Source organism: Roseomonas sp. KE0001, from assembly GCF_016107285.1.
GTDB lineage: Bacteria > Pseudomonadota > Alphaproteobacteria > Acetobacterales > Acetobacteraceae > Pseudoroseomonas.
The window spans coordinates 343,481-358,646 of the sequence record NZ_RCVQ01000005.1; the positions used below are offsets into that span (position 1 = coordinate 343,481).

A 15,166-nucleotide genomic window follows, 5' to 3' on the forward strand; every position below is an offset into this window, starting at 1 on the left:
GGAGGTGTTATTCCGGCCCGGAGGCGGCCCTGGCAAGGGGGGGCGCCGCCGCGAGGCCGCGCAGCACGAGGTCGGTGTGGAGGGCGATGATCGCCTCCGGGTCGAGCCGGCCCTCGGGCTTGTACCAAGTGCAGGCGCCGGTCAGCATGGCCAGGACGGCATAGGCGGTGACCGGCGCATCCGGCAGGGTGACGCGCCCGGCCGCGGCCTCCTCCTCCAGCAGCCCGATCAGCAGCCCCTCATAGCGGCGGCGCAGGCCGATGACGGCGGCGTGGTTCCCGGGCGCCAGGGCGCGCAGCTCGAAATTGGCGATGAAGACCTCGGCCTTGCGATCGAGATGGTAGCGCAGGTGATGCGCCAGGAAGGCGCGCAGCCGCGCCAGCGGGCCGCGCCCGGCCGCTTCCAGCGCCGCCTCCGTGCCGGCCAGCAGGTCGATCATGTGGTCGTGGATCAGGCTGAAGAGCAGGGCCTGCTTGGTGGGGAAGTGGTTGTAGAGGGAGGCGGGGCGCAGGCCGACGGCGGCGGCGAGCTGGCGCAGGCTCGTCGCCTCGTAGCCGTGGCGGTGGATCAGCGCCAGGCCGGCGCGGCGGATGGCGGCGGCGGTGGTGGGGCCGTGCGAACCCGCGATGCGTGCCAAGGCCGGATGTCCCCGTATTCCCTTGCCCTTGGAAATAAACGAACATACGTTCGTTGAACAGAGGGCCGGCGAAGGCCCCGATGAGGGAGGAGCCGGCATGTCCACCGCTGCCCGTCTTGACGTCACCGGGCTGGATCACGGCCTGGGCGAGACCACCGAGGCCCTGCGCGCCCAGGTCGCCGCCTTCGCCGCCGCCGAGATCGCCCCGCGCGCCGCCGCGATCGACCGCGACAACGCCTTCCCGCCCGATCTCTGGAGGAAGCTCGGCGCGCTCGGCCTGCTCGGCATCACCGCCGAGGAGGAGCATGGCGGGGCCGGCATGGGCTATCTCGATCATGTGGTGGCGATGGAGGAGATCAGCCGCGCCTCCGCCTCCGTCGCGCTGTCCTATGGCGCCCATTCCAACCTCTGCGTCAACCAGATCCGCCGCAACGGCTCGCCGGCGCAGAAGGCGCGCCATCTGCCGCGACTGATCACGGGCGAGCATGTCGGCGCCCTGGCGATGAGCGAAGCCGGCGCCGGCAGCGACGTGGTCTCGATGCGGCTGCGGGCGGAGCGGCATGGCGGGCACTACCGCCTGAACGGCGGCAAGATGTGGATCACCAACGGACCGGATGCCGATGTGCTGGTGGTCTATGCCAAGACCGACCCGGCCGCCGGGGCGCGCGGCATCACCGCCTTCCTGGTGGAGAAGGGCTTCGCCGGCTTCTCCACCGGGCCGAAGCTCGACAAGCTCGGCATGCGCGGCTCCAACACCTGCGAGCTGATCTTCCAGGACTGCGCGGTGCCGGCGGAGAATGTGCTGGGCGCCGAGGGCGGCGGCGTCGCCGTGCTGATGAGCGGGCTGGATTACGAGCGCGCCGTGCTCGCCGCCGGGCCGCTCGGCATCATGCAGGCCTGCCTGGACCTCGCCCTGCCCTACCTGCACGAGCGGCGCCAGTTCGGCCAGCCGATCGGCACCTTCCAGCTGATGCAGGGCAAGCTCGCCGACATGTACACCGCGCTCAGCGTCACCCGGGCGCATGTCTATGCAGTGGCGCGCGCCTGCGACGCCGGGCGGGTGACGCGGCAGGATGCCGCCAGCGCCATCCTGCATGCCGCCGAGCGTGCCACCTGGATGGCGCTGGAGACCATCCAGTGCCTGGGCGGCAACGGCTACATCAACGACTATCCGGCCGGGCGGCTGCTGCGCGACGCCAAGCTCTACGAGATCGGCGCCGGCACCAGCGAGATCCGCCGCATGCTGATCGGGCGCGAGCTCTTCGAGGCCACCGCCTGATGCCGGTGATCGGGTGCGCCTCCGCCCGGCGGCGCCGCGCGGGGCCCCGGCCGGTCGACTTCGCCATGCCTGCGTGAAGCCTTCCGCGCACCTCCCGCATTACCCGGACGGACAGAGGAGGGACCGGAGATGACCGGCGACACGCAGAAGGATTATCCGAGGCCGCCGCAGCCGCGGCAGCAGCAGGCGATGCCGGGCCGCACGGACGCCATGACGCCCCGCCCCGACCATGGCGAGGACAGCTATCGCGGCAGCGGCCGCCTCGCCGGCCGGGCGGCGCTGATCACCGGCGGCGATTCCGGCATCGGCCGGGCGGTGGCCATCGCCTTCGCCCGCGAGGGGGCGGATGTGCTGATCTCCTATCTCGACGAGGAGGAGGATGCGCGGGAGACTGCGCGCTGGGTCGAGAAGGCCGGGCGCCGCGCCGTTCTGGTGCCGGGCGACATCCAGCACGAGAGCCATTGCCAGGCCCTGGTGGACCGGGCCTTCGAGGCCTTCGGCCGGCTCGACATCCTGGTCAACAACGCGGCGCACCAGGCCACCTTCGCGGAGATCGGCGACATCACCGCCGAGGAATGGGAGCTGACCTTCCGGGTCAACATCCACAGCCAGTTCCACCTCTGCAAGGCGGCGATCCCGCGGATGAAGCCCGGCGCCTCGATCATCAACACCACCTCGATCAACGCCGACGATCCCTCGCCCAACCTGCTGGCCTATGCCACCACGAAGGGCGCCATCGCCAACTTCACGGCCGGGCTCGCGCAGCTCGTGGCGGAGAAGGGCATCCGGGTGAACGGCGTGGCGCCGGGCCCGATCTGGACGCCGCTGATCCCCTCCACCATGCCGCCGGAGAAGGTGGAGAGCTTCGGCGGCAACACGCCAATCGGGCGGGCCGGCCAGCCGGCGGAGCTGGCCGGCGCCTATGTGCTGCTGGCCTCCGACGAGGGCAGCTACATCACCGGCGCCATCATCCCGGTGACGGGCGGCCGGCCGATGCTCTGAGGTTCACCCGGCGGCCAGGCCACGGCTGCGCAGCAGGGCGGCGGTCGTGGGCCGGCGGCCCCGGAAGGCCTCGTAGAGCGCCATCGGGTCGCGTGTGTCGCCGGCGCCGAGGAGCGTCCGCAGCCGGGCGGCCAGCGCCGGATCGAACGGGTCGCCGGCTTCCTCGAAGGCGGCGTAGCCATCGGCGTCCAGCACCTCGGACCAGAGATAGGCGTAGTAGCTCGCCGCGTAGCCGCCGCCGGCGAAGAGGTGCTGGAAATGCGCCGGCCGGTGCCGGATGCCGATGTCGCGCGGCATGCCGATGCCGTCGAGGAAGTCCCGCTCGAAGCGCTCGATGTCGAGGGCCCCCGGGTCGGGATGGCGGTGCAGCGCCAGGTCGATCAGCGCGGCGGCGGCATACTCCACCGTGGCGAAGCCCTGGTTGAAGTCGCGCGCCGCCAGCAGCCGCCCGATCACGGCCTCGGGCACGGCGGCGCCGGTCTCGTGGTGGCGGGCGTAGCGGCGCAGCGTCTCCGGCAGGGCGAACCAGTGCTCGTAGATCTGCGAGGGCAGCTCGACGAAGTCGCGCCGCACCGAGGTGCCGGACTGCGCCGGATAGCGCACGCGGCTGAGCAGGCCGTGCAGCGCGTGGCCGAACTCGTGGAACAGGGTCTCGGCATCGTCGAAGCTGAGCAGGCAGGGCTCGGCGCGGGCGAAATTGTTGTTGTTGACGACGATGGCGGACACCGCCGCCTCGCCCGGCATGGCTTCCTGGTCGCGGTAGCTGCTCATCCAGGCGCCCGAGCGCTTGTCCGGCCGCGCGAAGGGGTCGGCCAGGAAGATCCCGACATGCCCCTCCGCGTTGCGCACCTCATAGGCCCGCACATCCGCATGGTAGAGGGGCAGATCGGGGCGCGGCAGGAACTCCAGGCCGAACAGGCGCGAGGCGGTGTCGAAGGCCGCCTGCTGGATATTCTCCAGCACGAGATAGGGCTTCAGCGCGGCGGCGTCGAAATCGTACTCGGCGCGCCGCACGCGCTCGGCGTAGTAGCGCCAGTCCCAGGCTTCCAGCGGGCCCTCCAGCCCCTCGGCGCGGGCGAGGGCGAGCAGCTTCTCCCGCTCGCGCGCCGCCCTGGCCTTCGCCGGCTCCCAGACCTCGGCCAGCAGCGCCTCGGCCGCCTCGGGCGTGCCGGCCATGGAATCCGACAGGCGGAAGGTGGCGAAGTCCGCGGCACCCAGCAGCCTGGCCCGCTCGGCCCGCAACGCCAGGATCTCGGGGATCAGCGGGCGGTTGTCCTGCGGGCCGGGATGCGTGCCGCGGGCGATCCAGGCCCGATAGGCGGCGCGGCGCAGGTCGCGCCGGGGCGAGAAGGTCAGGAAGGGCTCGATCAGGGCGCGCCCGAGGGTGATGACATGGCCCGGCAGGCCGCGCTCAGCCGCCGCCTCGGCCGCGCCGGCGCGGAGGAAGTCCGGCAGGCCCTCCAGATCGGCCTCTTCGAGCGGCAGCGACCAGCTCTTCTCGTCATGCAGCACATTCTGACCGAAGGCGGTGTGCAGCTCGGCCAGGCGGGCGGAGATGGCGGTCAGCCGCGCCTTGGCGGCCTCGTCCAGCGCCGCGCCGGCGCGCAGGAAGCCGAGATGCGCCCGCTCCAGCAGCCGGCGCTGGTCCTCCTCCAGCGCCAGCCTGTCGCGCCGCCGCCAGAGCCGGTCCACGCGGCGGAACACCGCCGGGTCGAGCGAGACGGTCATGCCGTGCCGGGCGAGGCGGGGGGAGAGCGCGCGGTCCAGCGCCTCCAGCGCCTCGCCGCCCTGGCTGACCACGAGATTGCCGAAGACATTGCCCACCCTCGCCAGCGCCCGGCCGCTGCGCTGCAGCGCCTCGATCGTATTGGCGAAGTCCGGTTCCGCCGGGTCGGCCCCGATGGCGGCGATCTCCTCCAGATGCTCCGCCATGGCCGCCTCGAAGGCGGGCGGGAAGTGCTCCGGCAGGATGCGGTCGAAGGGCGGCAGGCCGAAGGGCGTGGTCCAGGGGGCGAGCAGGGGGTTGCGGTCGGTCATGGGCGGGGATCGGGGCAGATCGGGCAGGCTTGGTCAAGCGGGACGGGGTCAGGCGGGGCCGGCCCTCACGCCCCTCCCGTCGCGCGCAGATCGGCCTCGTCATGCGGCAGGCTGGCGAGCTCGCCGAGGGTCAGCGGTTTCACCGGCGAGCGCAGGTTGTAGTAGCCGATCTCGGCCGGGGAGAGCCGCCGCGCGGCGGCGATGGTCTCGGTGACGGTCAGGCCGCAGAGCCGCCCCTGGCAAGGCCCCATGCCGCAGCGCAGGAAGGCCTTCATCTGGTTGGGGCCCGGCACCTGCAGCCGCTCCGCCGCCTCGCGCAGGGTGGCGCCGGTCACCTCCTCGCAGCGGCAGGCCAGCGCCGCGTCGGCGGCGCGGCGGAAGTGGCCGGCGGGGCGGTAGAGCCGGTCGAGGAAGGCGCGGCCGCGCCGATGGCGCGCCAGGGCGGCGCGGGGGGCGGCGGCCAGCCGGTCGCGCGTGGCGGCATCGATCCGGCCGAGCGCCGCGACGGCGGCGAGGCCGGCCAGGCTGCCGCGCGCCGCGGCGGCCTCGGCCCCGGCGATGCCCGCCCCGTCGCCCGCCAGCCAGATCCCCGGCCGGGTGGTCAGGCCCCAGGCATCGGTGCGCGGCTGGAAGCAGGCCTGGACCGGTTCCCAGTCCAGCGCGCAGCCGGCGGCGGCGGCCAGGTTGAGGTTGGGCGTCACGCCCTGGTGCAGCAGCACATGGTCCACCGGCAGGCCGGCCGGGGCCGCGCCGCCCCGCCGATAGGTCACGCGCCCGGCCCGCGCCTCGCCCTCGATGGCCAGATCGGTGACGCCGCCGATGACCGGCACGGCGCGCCGCACCCGGGCCATCAGCGCCAGCCCCTTGCGGGCATAGGGCGAGGCCAGGAAGCCCGGCAGGTGGGGCAGGGCGTGGCGCCAGTTGCCCGCCGGCGTGGTGTCGAGCAGCAGGGCCGGGGGCCGCCCGGCGGCGACGAGCTGGCTGGCCAGCAGCCAGAGCAGCGGGCCGCAGCCGGCCAGCACGACGCGGCCCGTGGCGGCCAGGCCCTGCGCCTTCAGCAGCGTCTGCGCCGCGCCGGCGCTCAGCACGCCCGGCAGCGTCCAGCCGGCGACGGGGAAGGGACGTTCCAGCGCCCCGGTCGCCAGCACCACCTGCCCGGCCTGCACCAGATGCGCCCTGCCCTCCCGCGAGAAGCCCACCCGCCGCGCCGCATCCAGATGCCAGACGGCGGCGCAGGGATGATAGGCGGCGCCGCTGGCGGCGAAGGCGCGGAGCAGCGCCTCGCCCTTCCAGTAATCGGCGCCGAGGATGCGGCGGTCCGGCAGGGCGGGGTTGGCGATGCCACGATAGATCTGCCCGCCCGGTCCCATCCCCTCGTCCAGCAGCAGCACCGAGGCGCCCTGCCCGGCGGCCACGGCGGCGGCGGACAGCCCCGCCGGGCCGGCGCCGACGACGACGATGTCATAGGCGTCGCGCGGGGCGGCTTCGCCTGGGGGCGGGGCACTCACCGCGCCGGCTCCCGCCGGCCGCGCTGCGTCTCCACCACCATGCCGGCGCGCAGCGGCGTCAGGCAGGCCTGGCGGTTGCCAATGCCGTCGATCACCACCAGGCAGTCGAAGCAGACGCCCATCATGCAGTAGCCGCCGCGCGGCTGGCCGGAGACCGCGCTCTCGCGGCAGGCATCCTGGCCCAGCGCCAGCAGGGCGGCGGCGACGCTGTCGCCCTCGCGCCCTTCCGCCGGCGCGCCATCCAGCAGGAAGGGCAGGGCGGGGCGGCGCGCCTCAGGCAGTCGCTGGAACATCGAACCTCCGGGCGGTGAAGGGGCCGAGGGTCGCGGCCTCCAGCCGGCCCTCCGCCAGCATGGGCGCCAGCGCCAGGGCATGCGCGGCGGCCAGGGTGACGCCGCTGTGGCAGTTGCAGAGGAAGGCACCGGGGGCGCTGTCCGATTCCTCGTAGATCGGGAAGCCATCCGGCGTCATGACCCGCAGGGCCGACCAGGCGCGGACGATGTTGAGCCGGGCGAGGTCGGGAAACATGCGGGCGGCGCGGCGCGCCATCAGCGCCATGACGCCGAGGCCCTGGCCGGTGTCGAAGCCCGCCTCCTCGGCGCTGTCGCCGATCATGATGCCGCCCTCGTCGGTCTGCCGCAGGTTGACGACGGGATGGGTGAGGAAGGGCGCCGCTTTCTCCGTCACCAGCACCTGGCCGCGTTGCGGCCGCACGGGCGCGCGCAGGCCGAGCATCGGCGCCAGCCGGGCATTGGCATTGCCGGCGGCCAGCACGACCCGCCCGGCGGAGAAGGCCCCGTGCGGGGTGGCGATGCGGAAGCCACCCCCCGGCAGCGCCTCCAGCCGCTCGACCGGATGTTCCGGCCGGTAAGCCCCACCCCGCTGCGCGAAGGCGGTGTGCAGGGCGCGGAAGCCGCGGAGCGCGTTCACATGCCCATCCAGCGGCGTGTGGCAGGCACCGATCACCTCGGGCCCGATGCCGGGAAAGACCTGGCGCAGCCGGGCACGGTCCCAGATCTCCCAGGGGAAGGGATTGAAGCCCGGCTGGGCCTGCAGCCGGGTCATGAGATCCACGCGGCGGGCGGCCTCGGCCTCGGAGAGCAGCAGGGTGAAGCCGCCGGGCTGGGACAGGCCGCAATCCACGCCGGTCTCCTCCCGCAGCGCGGCGGCGAAGCCGGGCCAGAGCGCGGCGGAGCGCCGCGTCCAGTCGGAGTAGGCGGGCAGGCCCAGCCCCTTGCTCTGCACCCAGACGAGCGCGAAGTTGCCCCGGCTGGCGCGGAAGGCCGTGTCGCCCTCGTCCAGGATGGCGCAGCGCTGCCCGAGCCGGGCCAGGCCGTAGCCGATGGCGGCGCCCATCATGCCGCCGCCCAGCACCACCGTGTCGAAATCCCGCCCCATCCTCTCCCCGCGGCCGTCCCATCGGCCGGGCACAGAGTTGCGGCCCGGCGGGGCCGCGTCAAATCGGCGGCCGGGGTGGATTGCGCCCGCCGCCCTGGCTGGCATGCTGCTTGCTGGCTTTCCGCCGCCCCGACCGCCGATGGAGACGATCATGGCCGAGACCGAGACGCCCCGGCGCGTTCTGCTGGGCATGCTGACGCCCTCTTCCAACACCGTGCTGGAGCCGGTGACCCAGGCCATGGTCGCGGGCCTGCCCGAGGTCTCGGCGCATTTCGCCCGCTTCCGCGTCACCGAGATCGCCCTGTCGCCCGGCGCCCTGGCGCAGTTCGACGATAGCGAGATCCTGCGCGCCGCCGAACTGCTGGGCCATGCCCGGGTCGATGTCATCGCCTGGAACGGCACCTCCTCCGGCTGGCTGGGCTTCGAGGCGGATGAGCGGCTCTGCCGCCGCATCACCGAGGCCACCGGCATCCCCGCCACCACCTCGATGCTGGCGCTGAACGAGATCCTGCGCCGGACCGGCGTGCAGCGCCTGGGCCTGGTGACGCCCTATACCGACGACGTGCAGTCCCGCATCCTGGCCAACTACGCGGCGCTCGGCTTTCCCTGCGCCGCCGAGCGGCATCTCGGCCTCAGCGAGAACTTCGCCTTCTCCGAGGTGGGGGCCGGGCGGCTGCGCGACCTGGCGCGGGCGGTGGCCGGGGAGGGGGCGGACGCCCTGGCCGTGGTCTGCACCAATCTGCGCGCCGCGCCGCTGGTCGAGGCGATGGAGGCGGAACTGGGCCTGCCGGTCTATGACACCATCGCGACGGTGGTCTGGAAGAGCCTGGTCCTCGCCGGCGTCGATCCCGCCCGCGTCGAAGGCTGGGGCCGCCTCTTCGGCGCGCTGCGCGACTGATCCCGGGAACAGAGACGGAAAAGGAGCGACCGATGGCGGCGCATGACTTCGACCTGGTGATCCGTGGCGGCACCCTGGCCAGCGCGGCGGAAGTGTTCGAGGCGGATCTCGGCATCCGCGAGGGGCGCATCGCGGCGCTCGGCCGGGGGCTCGGCCGCGGCGCCGAGGAGATCGACGCGCGCGGCCTGATCGTCACCCCCGGCGGGCTGGATTCGCATTGCCATCTGGAGGAGCTGGGCCAGGACGGCTCGGCGCAGGAGGAGAGCTTCGACAGCGGCTCGGCCGCCGCCCTGGCCGGCGGCACCACCGCCTTCCTCTGCTTCCTGCCGCAATGGAAGGGCCACAGCCTGGCCGCCAGCGCGCCCGGCTACGAGGCGCGCGCCCGCGCCTCCCGCGCCGACTACTCCTTCCACCAGATCATCACCGACCCGACGCCCGAGGTCATGGCGCGCGAGGTGCCGGCGCTGGTCGCCCGCGGCATCCGCAGCCTGAAGGTCTTCCTGACCTATGACCCGCTGCGCCTGACCGATGCGCAGTACCTGGAGGTGCTGGCCACGGCGAAGCGGCTCGGGGCCTTCGTCACCGTGCATTGCGAGAATTTCGATGCCATCGGCTGGCGCATCCAGGCCCTGCTGAAGGCCGGGCTGACGGATCCGCTGCAGCACGCCTGGTCGCGCCCGCCGGTGGTGGAGCGGGAGGCGACGCACCGCGCCATCGCGCTCGCCGAGCTGGTGGACCAGCCGATCCAGGTGTTCCATGTCTCCTGCGAGGAGGCGGCGGCCGAGATCGCCCGGGCCCGTTCGCGCGGCGTGAAGGTCTGGGGCGAGACCTGCCCGCAGTATCTGACGCTCTCGCACGAGGATCTGGTTGGGCCGGACTTCGCCGGCGCCAAGGCGGTCTGCTCCCCGGCGCTGCGCGAGGCGGCGGAGCGCGAGCGGGTCTGGGCGCGCATCCAGGACGGCACGCTGGACGTCGTCAGCTCCGATCATTGCGGCTTCTCCTTCGCCACGCAGAAGCGCGTGGCGGGGAGCAGCGCCTATGGCACGGGGGAGGCGGCCTCCCGCCCCGATGGCACCCCGGCCTTCAACGCCATCCCGAACGGCGTGCCGGGAATCGAGACGCGGCTGCCGGTGCTGTTCTCCGAGGGCGTATCGAAAGGGCGGATCGACCTGCCGGCCTTCGTCCGTCTCTCCTCCGCCAACGCCGCGCGGCTCTTCGGGTTGGAGGGACGCAAGGGCAGCCTGATGCCGGGCGCCGATGCCGACCTGGCGCTCTGGGACCCCGATGCCGAGCGCACCATCCGCAATGCCGAACTGCACCACGCCATCGACTACACCCCCTGGGAGGGGATGGCGGTGAAGGGCTGGCCGGTGGTAACGATCCGGCGCGGCGAGGTGGCGGTGCGCGAGGGGGAGGTGCTGGCGCGCCCCGGCTCCGGCCGGTTCCTGGCACGAGGCCCCTATGCCGCCGCCGCGCCGCGCGGCGTGGTGCCGGATGGGTTCGACGCCGCCCTGGCCTGAGCGGCGTCGGGGCGTGAATCACATTCCATCCCGTTCGAGAAACTGCCATCATTCCTGAAATGCAATTTCATTCAATGAAATTGCGATATCAGGGAGGGATTCAAGATGCAGGTATCTTCGGGGCTGGTATCTTCGGGGCTGGGCCGTCGCGCCTTGCTGGGCACTGGCGCGGCCACACTCCTCGCGCCCGGCATGCAGCGGCCCGCGCGGGCGCAGAAGGGCGACACCCTGCGCATCGGCGTGCTGACTGATCTGTCCGGCGCCTACAAGGACATCACGGGCCAGAATGGCGCCATTTGCGCCGAGCAGGCGGTGCTCGACTTCGGTGCCGCCGAGCGCGGCATCAAGGTCGAGGTGCTGCTTGCGGATCACCAGCACCGCCCCGATGTCGGCCTCAACATCGTCCGGCAGTGGTTCGACCAGGGGGATGTCGACGTGGTGATGGATGCAGGGCAATCGGCCATCGCCCTGGCGGTGAACGGCCTGGTGACGGAGCGCAACAAGCTGCACCTCAACACCGGCGCCGCCAGTTCCGAGCTGACCGGCCGCCAGTGCAGCCCCAACACCATTCACTGGCCTTACGACACATGGTGCAATGCCAATTCGACCGCCCGCTCCCTGGTGCGGGCCGGCGGCAAACGCTGGTTCTTCCTGGTGGCCGACTATTCCTTCGGCAAGACCATGCAGGCCGATGCCACGCGGATGATCGAGGCGGAGGGTGGCGAGGTCGTCGGCGCCGCCCTGCATCCCTTCCCGGGCAATACGGACTTCTCCTCCTACCTGATCCAGGCGCGGGCGCGCAGGGCCGACGTCCTCGCCCTCGCCAATGCCGGCACCGACATGCTGAACTGCGTCAAGCAGGCGGCAGAATTCGGCCTGAACCGCCAGGGCATCCGCATTGCCGCGCTGGTCGCCTTCATCCAGGACGTCAAGGCCCTCGGCCTGAATGTCGCGCAGGGGCTGACGTTGACCGAGACCTTCTACTGGGATCTGAATGACCGCACGCGGGCCTTCACCCAGCGGGTCAGGCCGCGCTTGGCCAATGGCAACTATCCGAACATGGACCATGCCTCGGCCTATTCGGCCACACTGCACTACCTGAAGGTGGTGGCCGAGATGGGCGTGGCACGCGCCAAGGCGGATGGGCGCGCAGTCTGCGCCGCGATGAAAGCCATGCCGACGGATGACGACTGCTTCGGCCGGGGCCTGATTCGGGCCGACGGGCGCAAGATCCACCCGGCCTACCTCTTCGAGGCCAAGAAGCCGGAGGAGAGCAGCGGCCCGTGGGACCTGTTGAAGCTGGTAGGCACCACACCGGCGGATCAGGCCTTCCGGCCCATCGCCGACGGTGGTTGCAAGCTCGTCACGGGATGACGGGGAACATGCGGGGACGCCTCGCGCGTCCCCGGCGCCTCCTCCCAGGAGGAGGCTATTTCAGGTGAGCGGCCAGGAACTTGTTCATCTCGAACATGGTCGCCTTGGGCTTGCCGAAGACCTTCTCCAGCTTCGCATCCGCCAGGATCTCCCGCTTGTTCTCGGGATTCTGCAGGTTGTTCGACTTGATGTAGTCCCAGACCTTGCTGACCACCTCGCCGCGGGCGATCTGGCCGTCGCCCACGATGGCGGCGAGCTCGGCCGAGGGGGTCAGCGGCTTCTGCAGGGCATTCGGCTTGCTGCCATCCTTGGGCTTGGTGGTGGCCTTCGGCTTGGTGGTGGCCTTGGCTTCACCGGTCTTCTTGGCTGGCATCCCGTTCTCCAGGGTTATCGCGTTTACGGCTGTCGATGAGGCTGAAACGTGTCAGTAGCGATCCGGATGCAGCATGGCCTTCCCGGCCTTCCGCCCTCCGGGGCGGTTTTCTGCCAGCCCCCCGCAACCAGCCATTCCAGGCCATCCGCGCGGATGGCGGGGTGACTCTAGGGCCAATCCCCCCTCGCCAACAATGGAGCCGCGTCGGGGAGGGCGGGGACAAGGGCCCGCCTCAGGGAACCGTGACCAGGGCCCTGCCGTCCCGCGCCACCACCTGGCCCCGCCGCAGCACCAACTTCCGCTCGCGATGCGCGACCACCGCCTCGGCCAGGCTCTCCCCCGCGACGAGAACGAGATCGGCCACGCAGCCCTCCGCCAGCCCGTAATCCGGCAGCCGCATCACCGAGGCGCCGCCGCGGGTGCAGACATCGAGGGCGAGGGCGATCTCCTCGTCCCGGCGGAAGTTGTTGCGCAGGCCGATCAGCATGGCGCGCTCCAGCATGTCGCCATCGCCATAGGGGTTCCAGCAGTCGCGGATGCCGTCGGAGCCGGCGCAGGTGCGGATGCCGAGCGCGGCCAGCCGCGCCACGGCGGGCACCGGGCGGCTGGCGCTGCCGGTGGTCATGATGGCGATGTCGAGCGCGGCGATCTCGGCCAGCAGGCGCTCGACCAGGGCGGTGTCCGGGTCGCCGAGGCAGAAGGCGTGGCTGATCGTCGCCTGTCCCCGCATCCCGAGCGCCCGCACCCGCTCGAAGATCAGCTCCATGCTGAAGGCGCCGAGCAGGCCGGCCTCATGCAGATGGATGTCGACCGGCCGGCCGAAGCGCTGCGCCAGCTCGAAGACGGCGTCGAGATGCCCCTTCGGGTCGCGGTCGATGCCGCAGGGGTCGAGGCCGCCCACCACCTCGCAGCCGAGGCGCATGGCCTCCTCCATCAGCGCCAGCGTGCCGGGGCGCACCAGCAGGCCGGATTGCGGGAAGGCCACCAGCTCGATGGCGCAGATCCCGCCCAGGCGCTCGCGCGTCGCCAGCACCCCTTCCACGCCGGCGAGGCCGACCACCGTATCCACATCGACATGGCTGCGGATCGCCGTGGTGCCCTTGGCCACCGACTGCACCACCTGCCGGGCCGATTGCCGCGCCGGATCGATGCCGAGGGCCCGGCGCTTCTCCCGCTCGTTGTCGATCTTGTCCTGCAGCGAGGGGCCGGCGCTGTTCGGCACCCAGCCCATGCCCCAGAGCGTCTTGTCCAGATGGGTGTGGGCCTCGACCAGGCCGGGCAGGAGAATGGCGCCGCCGCCGTCCTCCACGACCACGTTCTCCATCCCGCCGCTCTCCACCCGCTGATCCGGCGCGATGCGGGCGATGCGGCCGTCGCGCAGCAGGACATCCGTGGCCGCGCCGCCCATCGGGCGCACATTCCTCAGCAGCAGATCGGCGGTCATGGCACTTTTCCCCCCTCGCTTCGCGTCGCGGCATCGACCGGACCGCCGCCGCAGCCTATGGGAAGCCGCCGCGCCGGAGCAATCCGGCCCCCGAACCCGACCTTCCGGAGACCGCCCGCCGATGGAGACCGCCGCTTTCGACTTCACCGCCCTCGGCCCGCGCGAGCGCTACAAGCTGCTGATCGGCACGGTGATGCCGCGGCCGATCGCCTGGGTGACGACGGTGGATGACACGGGACGGGCCAATGCGGCGCCGTTCAGCTTCTTCAACTGCCTGTCGGCCGATCCGCCGGTGGTCGCCCTCGGCATCGAGTTCCGCCCCGACGGCACCCCCAAGGACACCGGCCGCAACATCCGCGAGACCGGCGTCTTCACCGTCAACCTGGTGTCGGACGCGCTGATGGAGGCGATGAACGTCACCGCCGTGCCCTTCGGGCCGGAGGTCGACGAGCTGGCCCGCGCGGGGCTGGAGACCCGGCCGGGCGTCGCGGTGGCCAGCCCGCGCATCGCGCTCGCCCCGGCGGCGCTGGAGTGCCGGCTGCATTCCTTCCTGGATCTCGGCGGCTCGCGCGAGGTGGTGCTGGGCACGGTGGTGCAGGCGCATATCCGCGCCGACGCGGTGGATGCGCGCTTCCACGTCGATCCCGCCGTGCTGGATCTGGTGGGGCGGATGGGCGGCCAGGGCTATGCCGGCACGCGCGACTACTTCGACCTGGCCACCATGAGCGAGGCCGGCCTGGCGGAGGCCCCCGCCACCCGGCGGCCCCGCCGGCTGCGGCCGCCCGGGGGAGAGGCCGGCGTGTGAGGGGCTGAGGCGAAGGTGGAGATTGGCAGCCGGCGCCCCACGATATATTCAATCGGGAACAACGATGGGAGCCCCGCCATGACGCGCCGTTCCGTCCTCCGTGGAAGCCTCGCGGCCCTGCTGCTGCTGGCCGGCCTCGCCGCCGCGCCGGTGGCCCGGGCCCAGGAAGGCCCCACCGTCTTCGCCGCCGCCAGCCTGACCGATGCGCTGCGCGCCCTGGCCGAGCAGTGGCGCGCCCAGGGCCACCCGGCGCCACGCCTGTCCTTCGCCGCCTCCTCCGCCCTGGCGCGGCAGATCGAGCAGGGCGCGCCGGCCGATCTCTTCCTCTCGGCCGACGAGCCCTGGATGGACTACGTGCAGCAGCGCGGCCTGATCCTCGACGCCAGCCGCAGCAGCCCGCTGGCCAATACGCTGGTGCTGATCGCGCCTGCCGCCTCGCCGCAGGCCGCTGTCACCCTGGAGCGGGAGAGCGACCTGCTGGCCATGGCCGGGCCCGCCGGCCGCATCGCGACCGGCGATCCCGCCCATGTTCCGGCCGGCAGATACGCCGAGGCGGCGCTGCGCTGGATGGGGCAGTGGGAGACGGTCTCGCCGCGTCTGGCCCGCGCCGACAATGTCCGTTCCGCCCTGCTGCTGGTCGAGCGCGGCGAGGCGCCGCTCGGCATCGTCTATGCCACGGACGCGGCCGCCGCGCCGGCCGTCAAGGTGGTCGGCACCTTCCCGGCGGGCAGCCATCCGCCGGTGACCTACCCCTTCGCGCTGACCCGCCGCGCCGAGGGGAATGCCGAGGCCCGCGCCCTGCTGGACTTCCTGTCCGGTCCGCGGGCCGCCGACACCTGGCGCCGCTTCGGCTTCGGCCTGCGCGCGCCCTAGGCCAGGGGGATGGAGGGC

Annotated in this window: 14 protein-coding genes; 7 read left to right on the plus strand and 7 right to left on the minus strand. The window is 72.5% G+C overall.

The genetic code is table 11. The features are described from left to right. Positions 1–7: 7 nt before the first annotated feature. Positions 8–637, minus strand: a complete 630-nt coding sequence (locus tag D9598_RS12605; protein WP_232477163.1) for a TetR/AcrR family transcriptional regulator — start codon at positions 635–637, stop codon at positions 8–10. Positions 638–734: 97 nt separating this feature from the next. Here D9598_RS12605 and D9598_RS12610 point away from each other — a divergent pair, with 97 nt between their 5' ends. Then, complete coding sequence (locus tag D9598_RS12610) at positions 735–1,916, plus strand: isovaleryl-CoA dehydrogenase (protein WP_198366863.1); 1,182 nt, start codon at positions 735–737, stop codon at positions 1,914–1,916. A gap of 129 nt (positions 1,917–2,045) precedes the next feature. Beyond that, positions 2,046–2,918 (plus strand): SDR family oxidoreductase, encoded by an 873-nt coding sequence (locus D9598_RS12615; protein WP_198366864.1) that lies wholly within the window; start codon positions 2,046–2,048, stop codon positions 2,916–2,918. A 3-nt stretch (positions 2,919–2,921) separates the two neighbouring features. Here D9598_RS12615 and D9598_RS12620 read toward each other — a convergent pair whose 3' ends face one another. The 4 genes from D9598_RS12620 to D9598_RS12635 form a co-directional block, all read right to left on the minus strand. Beyond that, complete coding sequence (locus tag D9598_RS12620; RefSeq protein ID WP_198366865.1) at positions 2,922–4,955, minus strand: M3 family metallopeptidase; 2,034 nt, start codon at positions 4,953–4,955, stop codon at positions 2,922–2,924. Between the two features lie 65 nt (positions 4,956–5,020). Beyond that, the gene (locus D9598_RS12625; protein WP_198366866.1) at positions 5,021–6,463 is read right to left on the minus strand and encodes an NAD(P)/FAD-dependent oxidoreductase; all 1,443 of its coding nucleotides are present in this window, start codon (positions 6,461–6,463) and stop codon (positions 5,021–5,023) included. Continuing rightward, entirely contained in the window at positions 6,460–6,756 is a 297-nt protein-coding gene (locus D9598_RS12630) for a (2Fe-2S)-binding protein (RefSeq protein WP_198366867.1), read from the minus strand. The genes D9598_RS12625 and D9598_RS12630 overlap by 4 nt, the downstream gene beginning before the upstream one ends. Further along, the gene (locus D9598_RS12635) at positions 6,737–7,861 is read right to left on the minus strand and encodes an FAD-binding oxidoreductase (RefSeq protein WP_198366868.1); all 1,125 of its coding nucleotides are present in this window, start codon (positions 7,859–7,861) and stop codon (positions 6,737–6,739) included. The genes D9598_RS12630 and D9598_RS12635 overlap by 20 nt, the downstream gene beginning before the upstream one ends. A 151-nt stretch (positions 7,862–8,012) precedes the next feature. Between D9598_RS12635 and D9598_RS12640 the strand changes: the two genes are divergently transcribed. The 3 genes from D9598_RS12640 (at position 8,013) to D9598_RS12650 (ending at position 11,653) form a co-directional block, all read left to right on the plus strand. Beyond that, complete coding sequence (locus D9598_RS12640) at positions 8,013–8,759, plus strand: aspartate/glutamate racemase family protein (RefSeq protein ID WP_198366869.1); 747 nt, start codon at positions 8,013–8,015, stop codon at positions 8,757–8,759. Positions 8,760–8,791: 32 nt separating this feature from the next. Then, positions 8,792–10,279 carry a dihydropyrimidinase gene (gene hydA / locus D9598_RS12645; RefSeq protein WP_198366870.1) on the plus strand — a complete coding sequence of 496 codons (1,488 nt, stop codon included), beginning with the start codon at positions 8,792–8,794 and terminating at the stop codon, positions 10,277–10,279. Positions 10,280–10,384: 105 nt separating this feature from the next. Further along, the gene (locus tag D9598_RS12650; protein ID WP_198366871.1) at positions 10,385–11,653 is read left to right on the plus strand and encodes an ABC transporter substrate-binding protein; all 1,269 of its coding nucleotides are present in this window, start codon (positions 10,385–10,387) and stop codon (positions 11,651–11,653) included. 55 nt (positions 11,654–11,708) lie between these two features. Here the strand turns inward: D9598_RS12650 and D9598_RS12655 are convergent, their stop codons facing one another. Next, on the minus strand, positions 11,709–12,026 hold the full coding sequence (locus D9598_RS12655) for an SWIB/MDM2 domain-containing protein (protein WP_198366872.1): 318 nt from the start codon (positions 12,024–12,026) through the stop codon (positions 11,709–11,711). A 232-nt stretch (positions 12,027–12,258) separates the two neighbouring features. Then, positions 12,259–13,470 (minus strand): amidohydrolase family protein, encoded by a 1,212-nt coding sequence (locus tag D9598_RS12660; protein ID WP_198366873.1) that lies wholly within the window; start codon positions 13,468–13,470, stop codon positions 12,259–12,261. A 121-nt stretch (positions 13,471–13,591) separates the two neighbouring features. On the opposite strand from D9598_RS12660, the gene D9598_RS12665 reads away from it, so the two are divergent. Beyond that, positions 13,592–14,275 carry a flavin reductase family protein gene (locus D9598_RS12665; protein WP_198366874.1) on the plus strand — a complete coding sequence of 228 codons (684 nt, stop codon included), beginning with the start codon at positions 13,592–13,594 and terminating at the stop codon, positions 14,273–14,275. A 78-nt stretch (positions 14,276–14,353) separates the two neighbouring features. Further along, positions 14,354–15,148 (plus strand): molybdate ABC transporter substrate-binding protein, encoded by a 795-nt coding sequence (modA, locus tag D9598_RS12670; RefSeq protein ID WP_198366875.1) that lies wholly within the window; start codon positions 14,354–14,356, stop codon positions 15,146–15,148. The last annotated feature ends 18 nt before the right edge of the window (positions 15,149–15,166 follow it).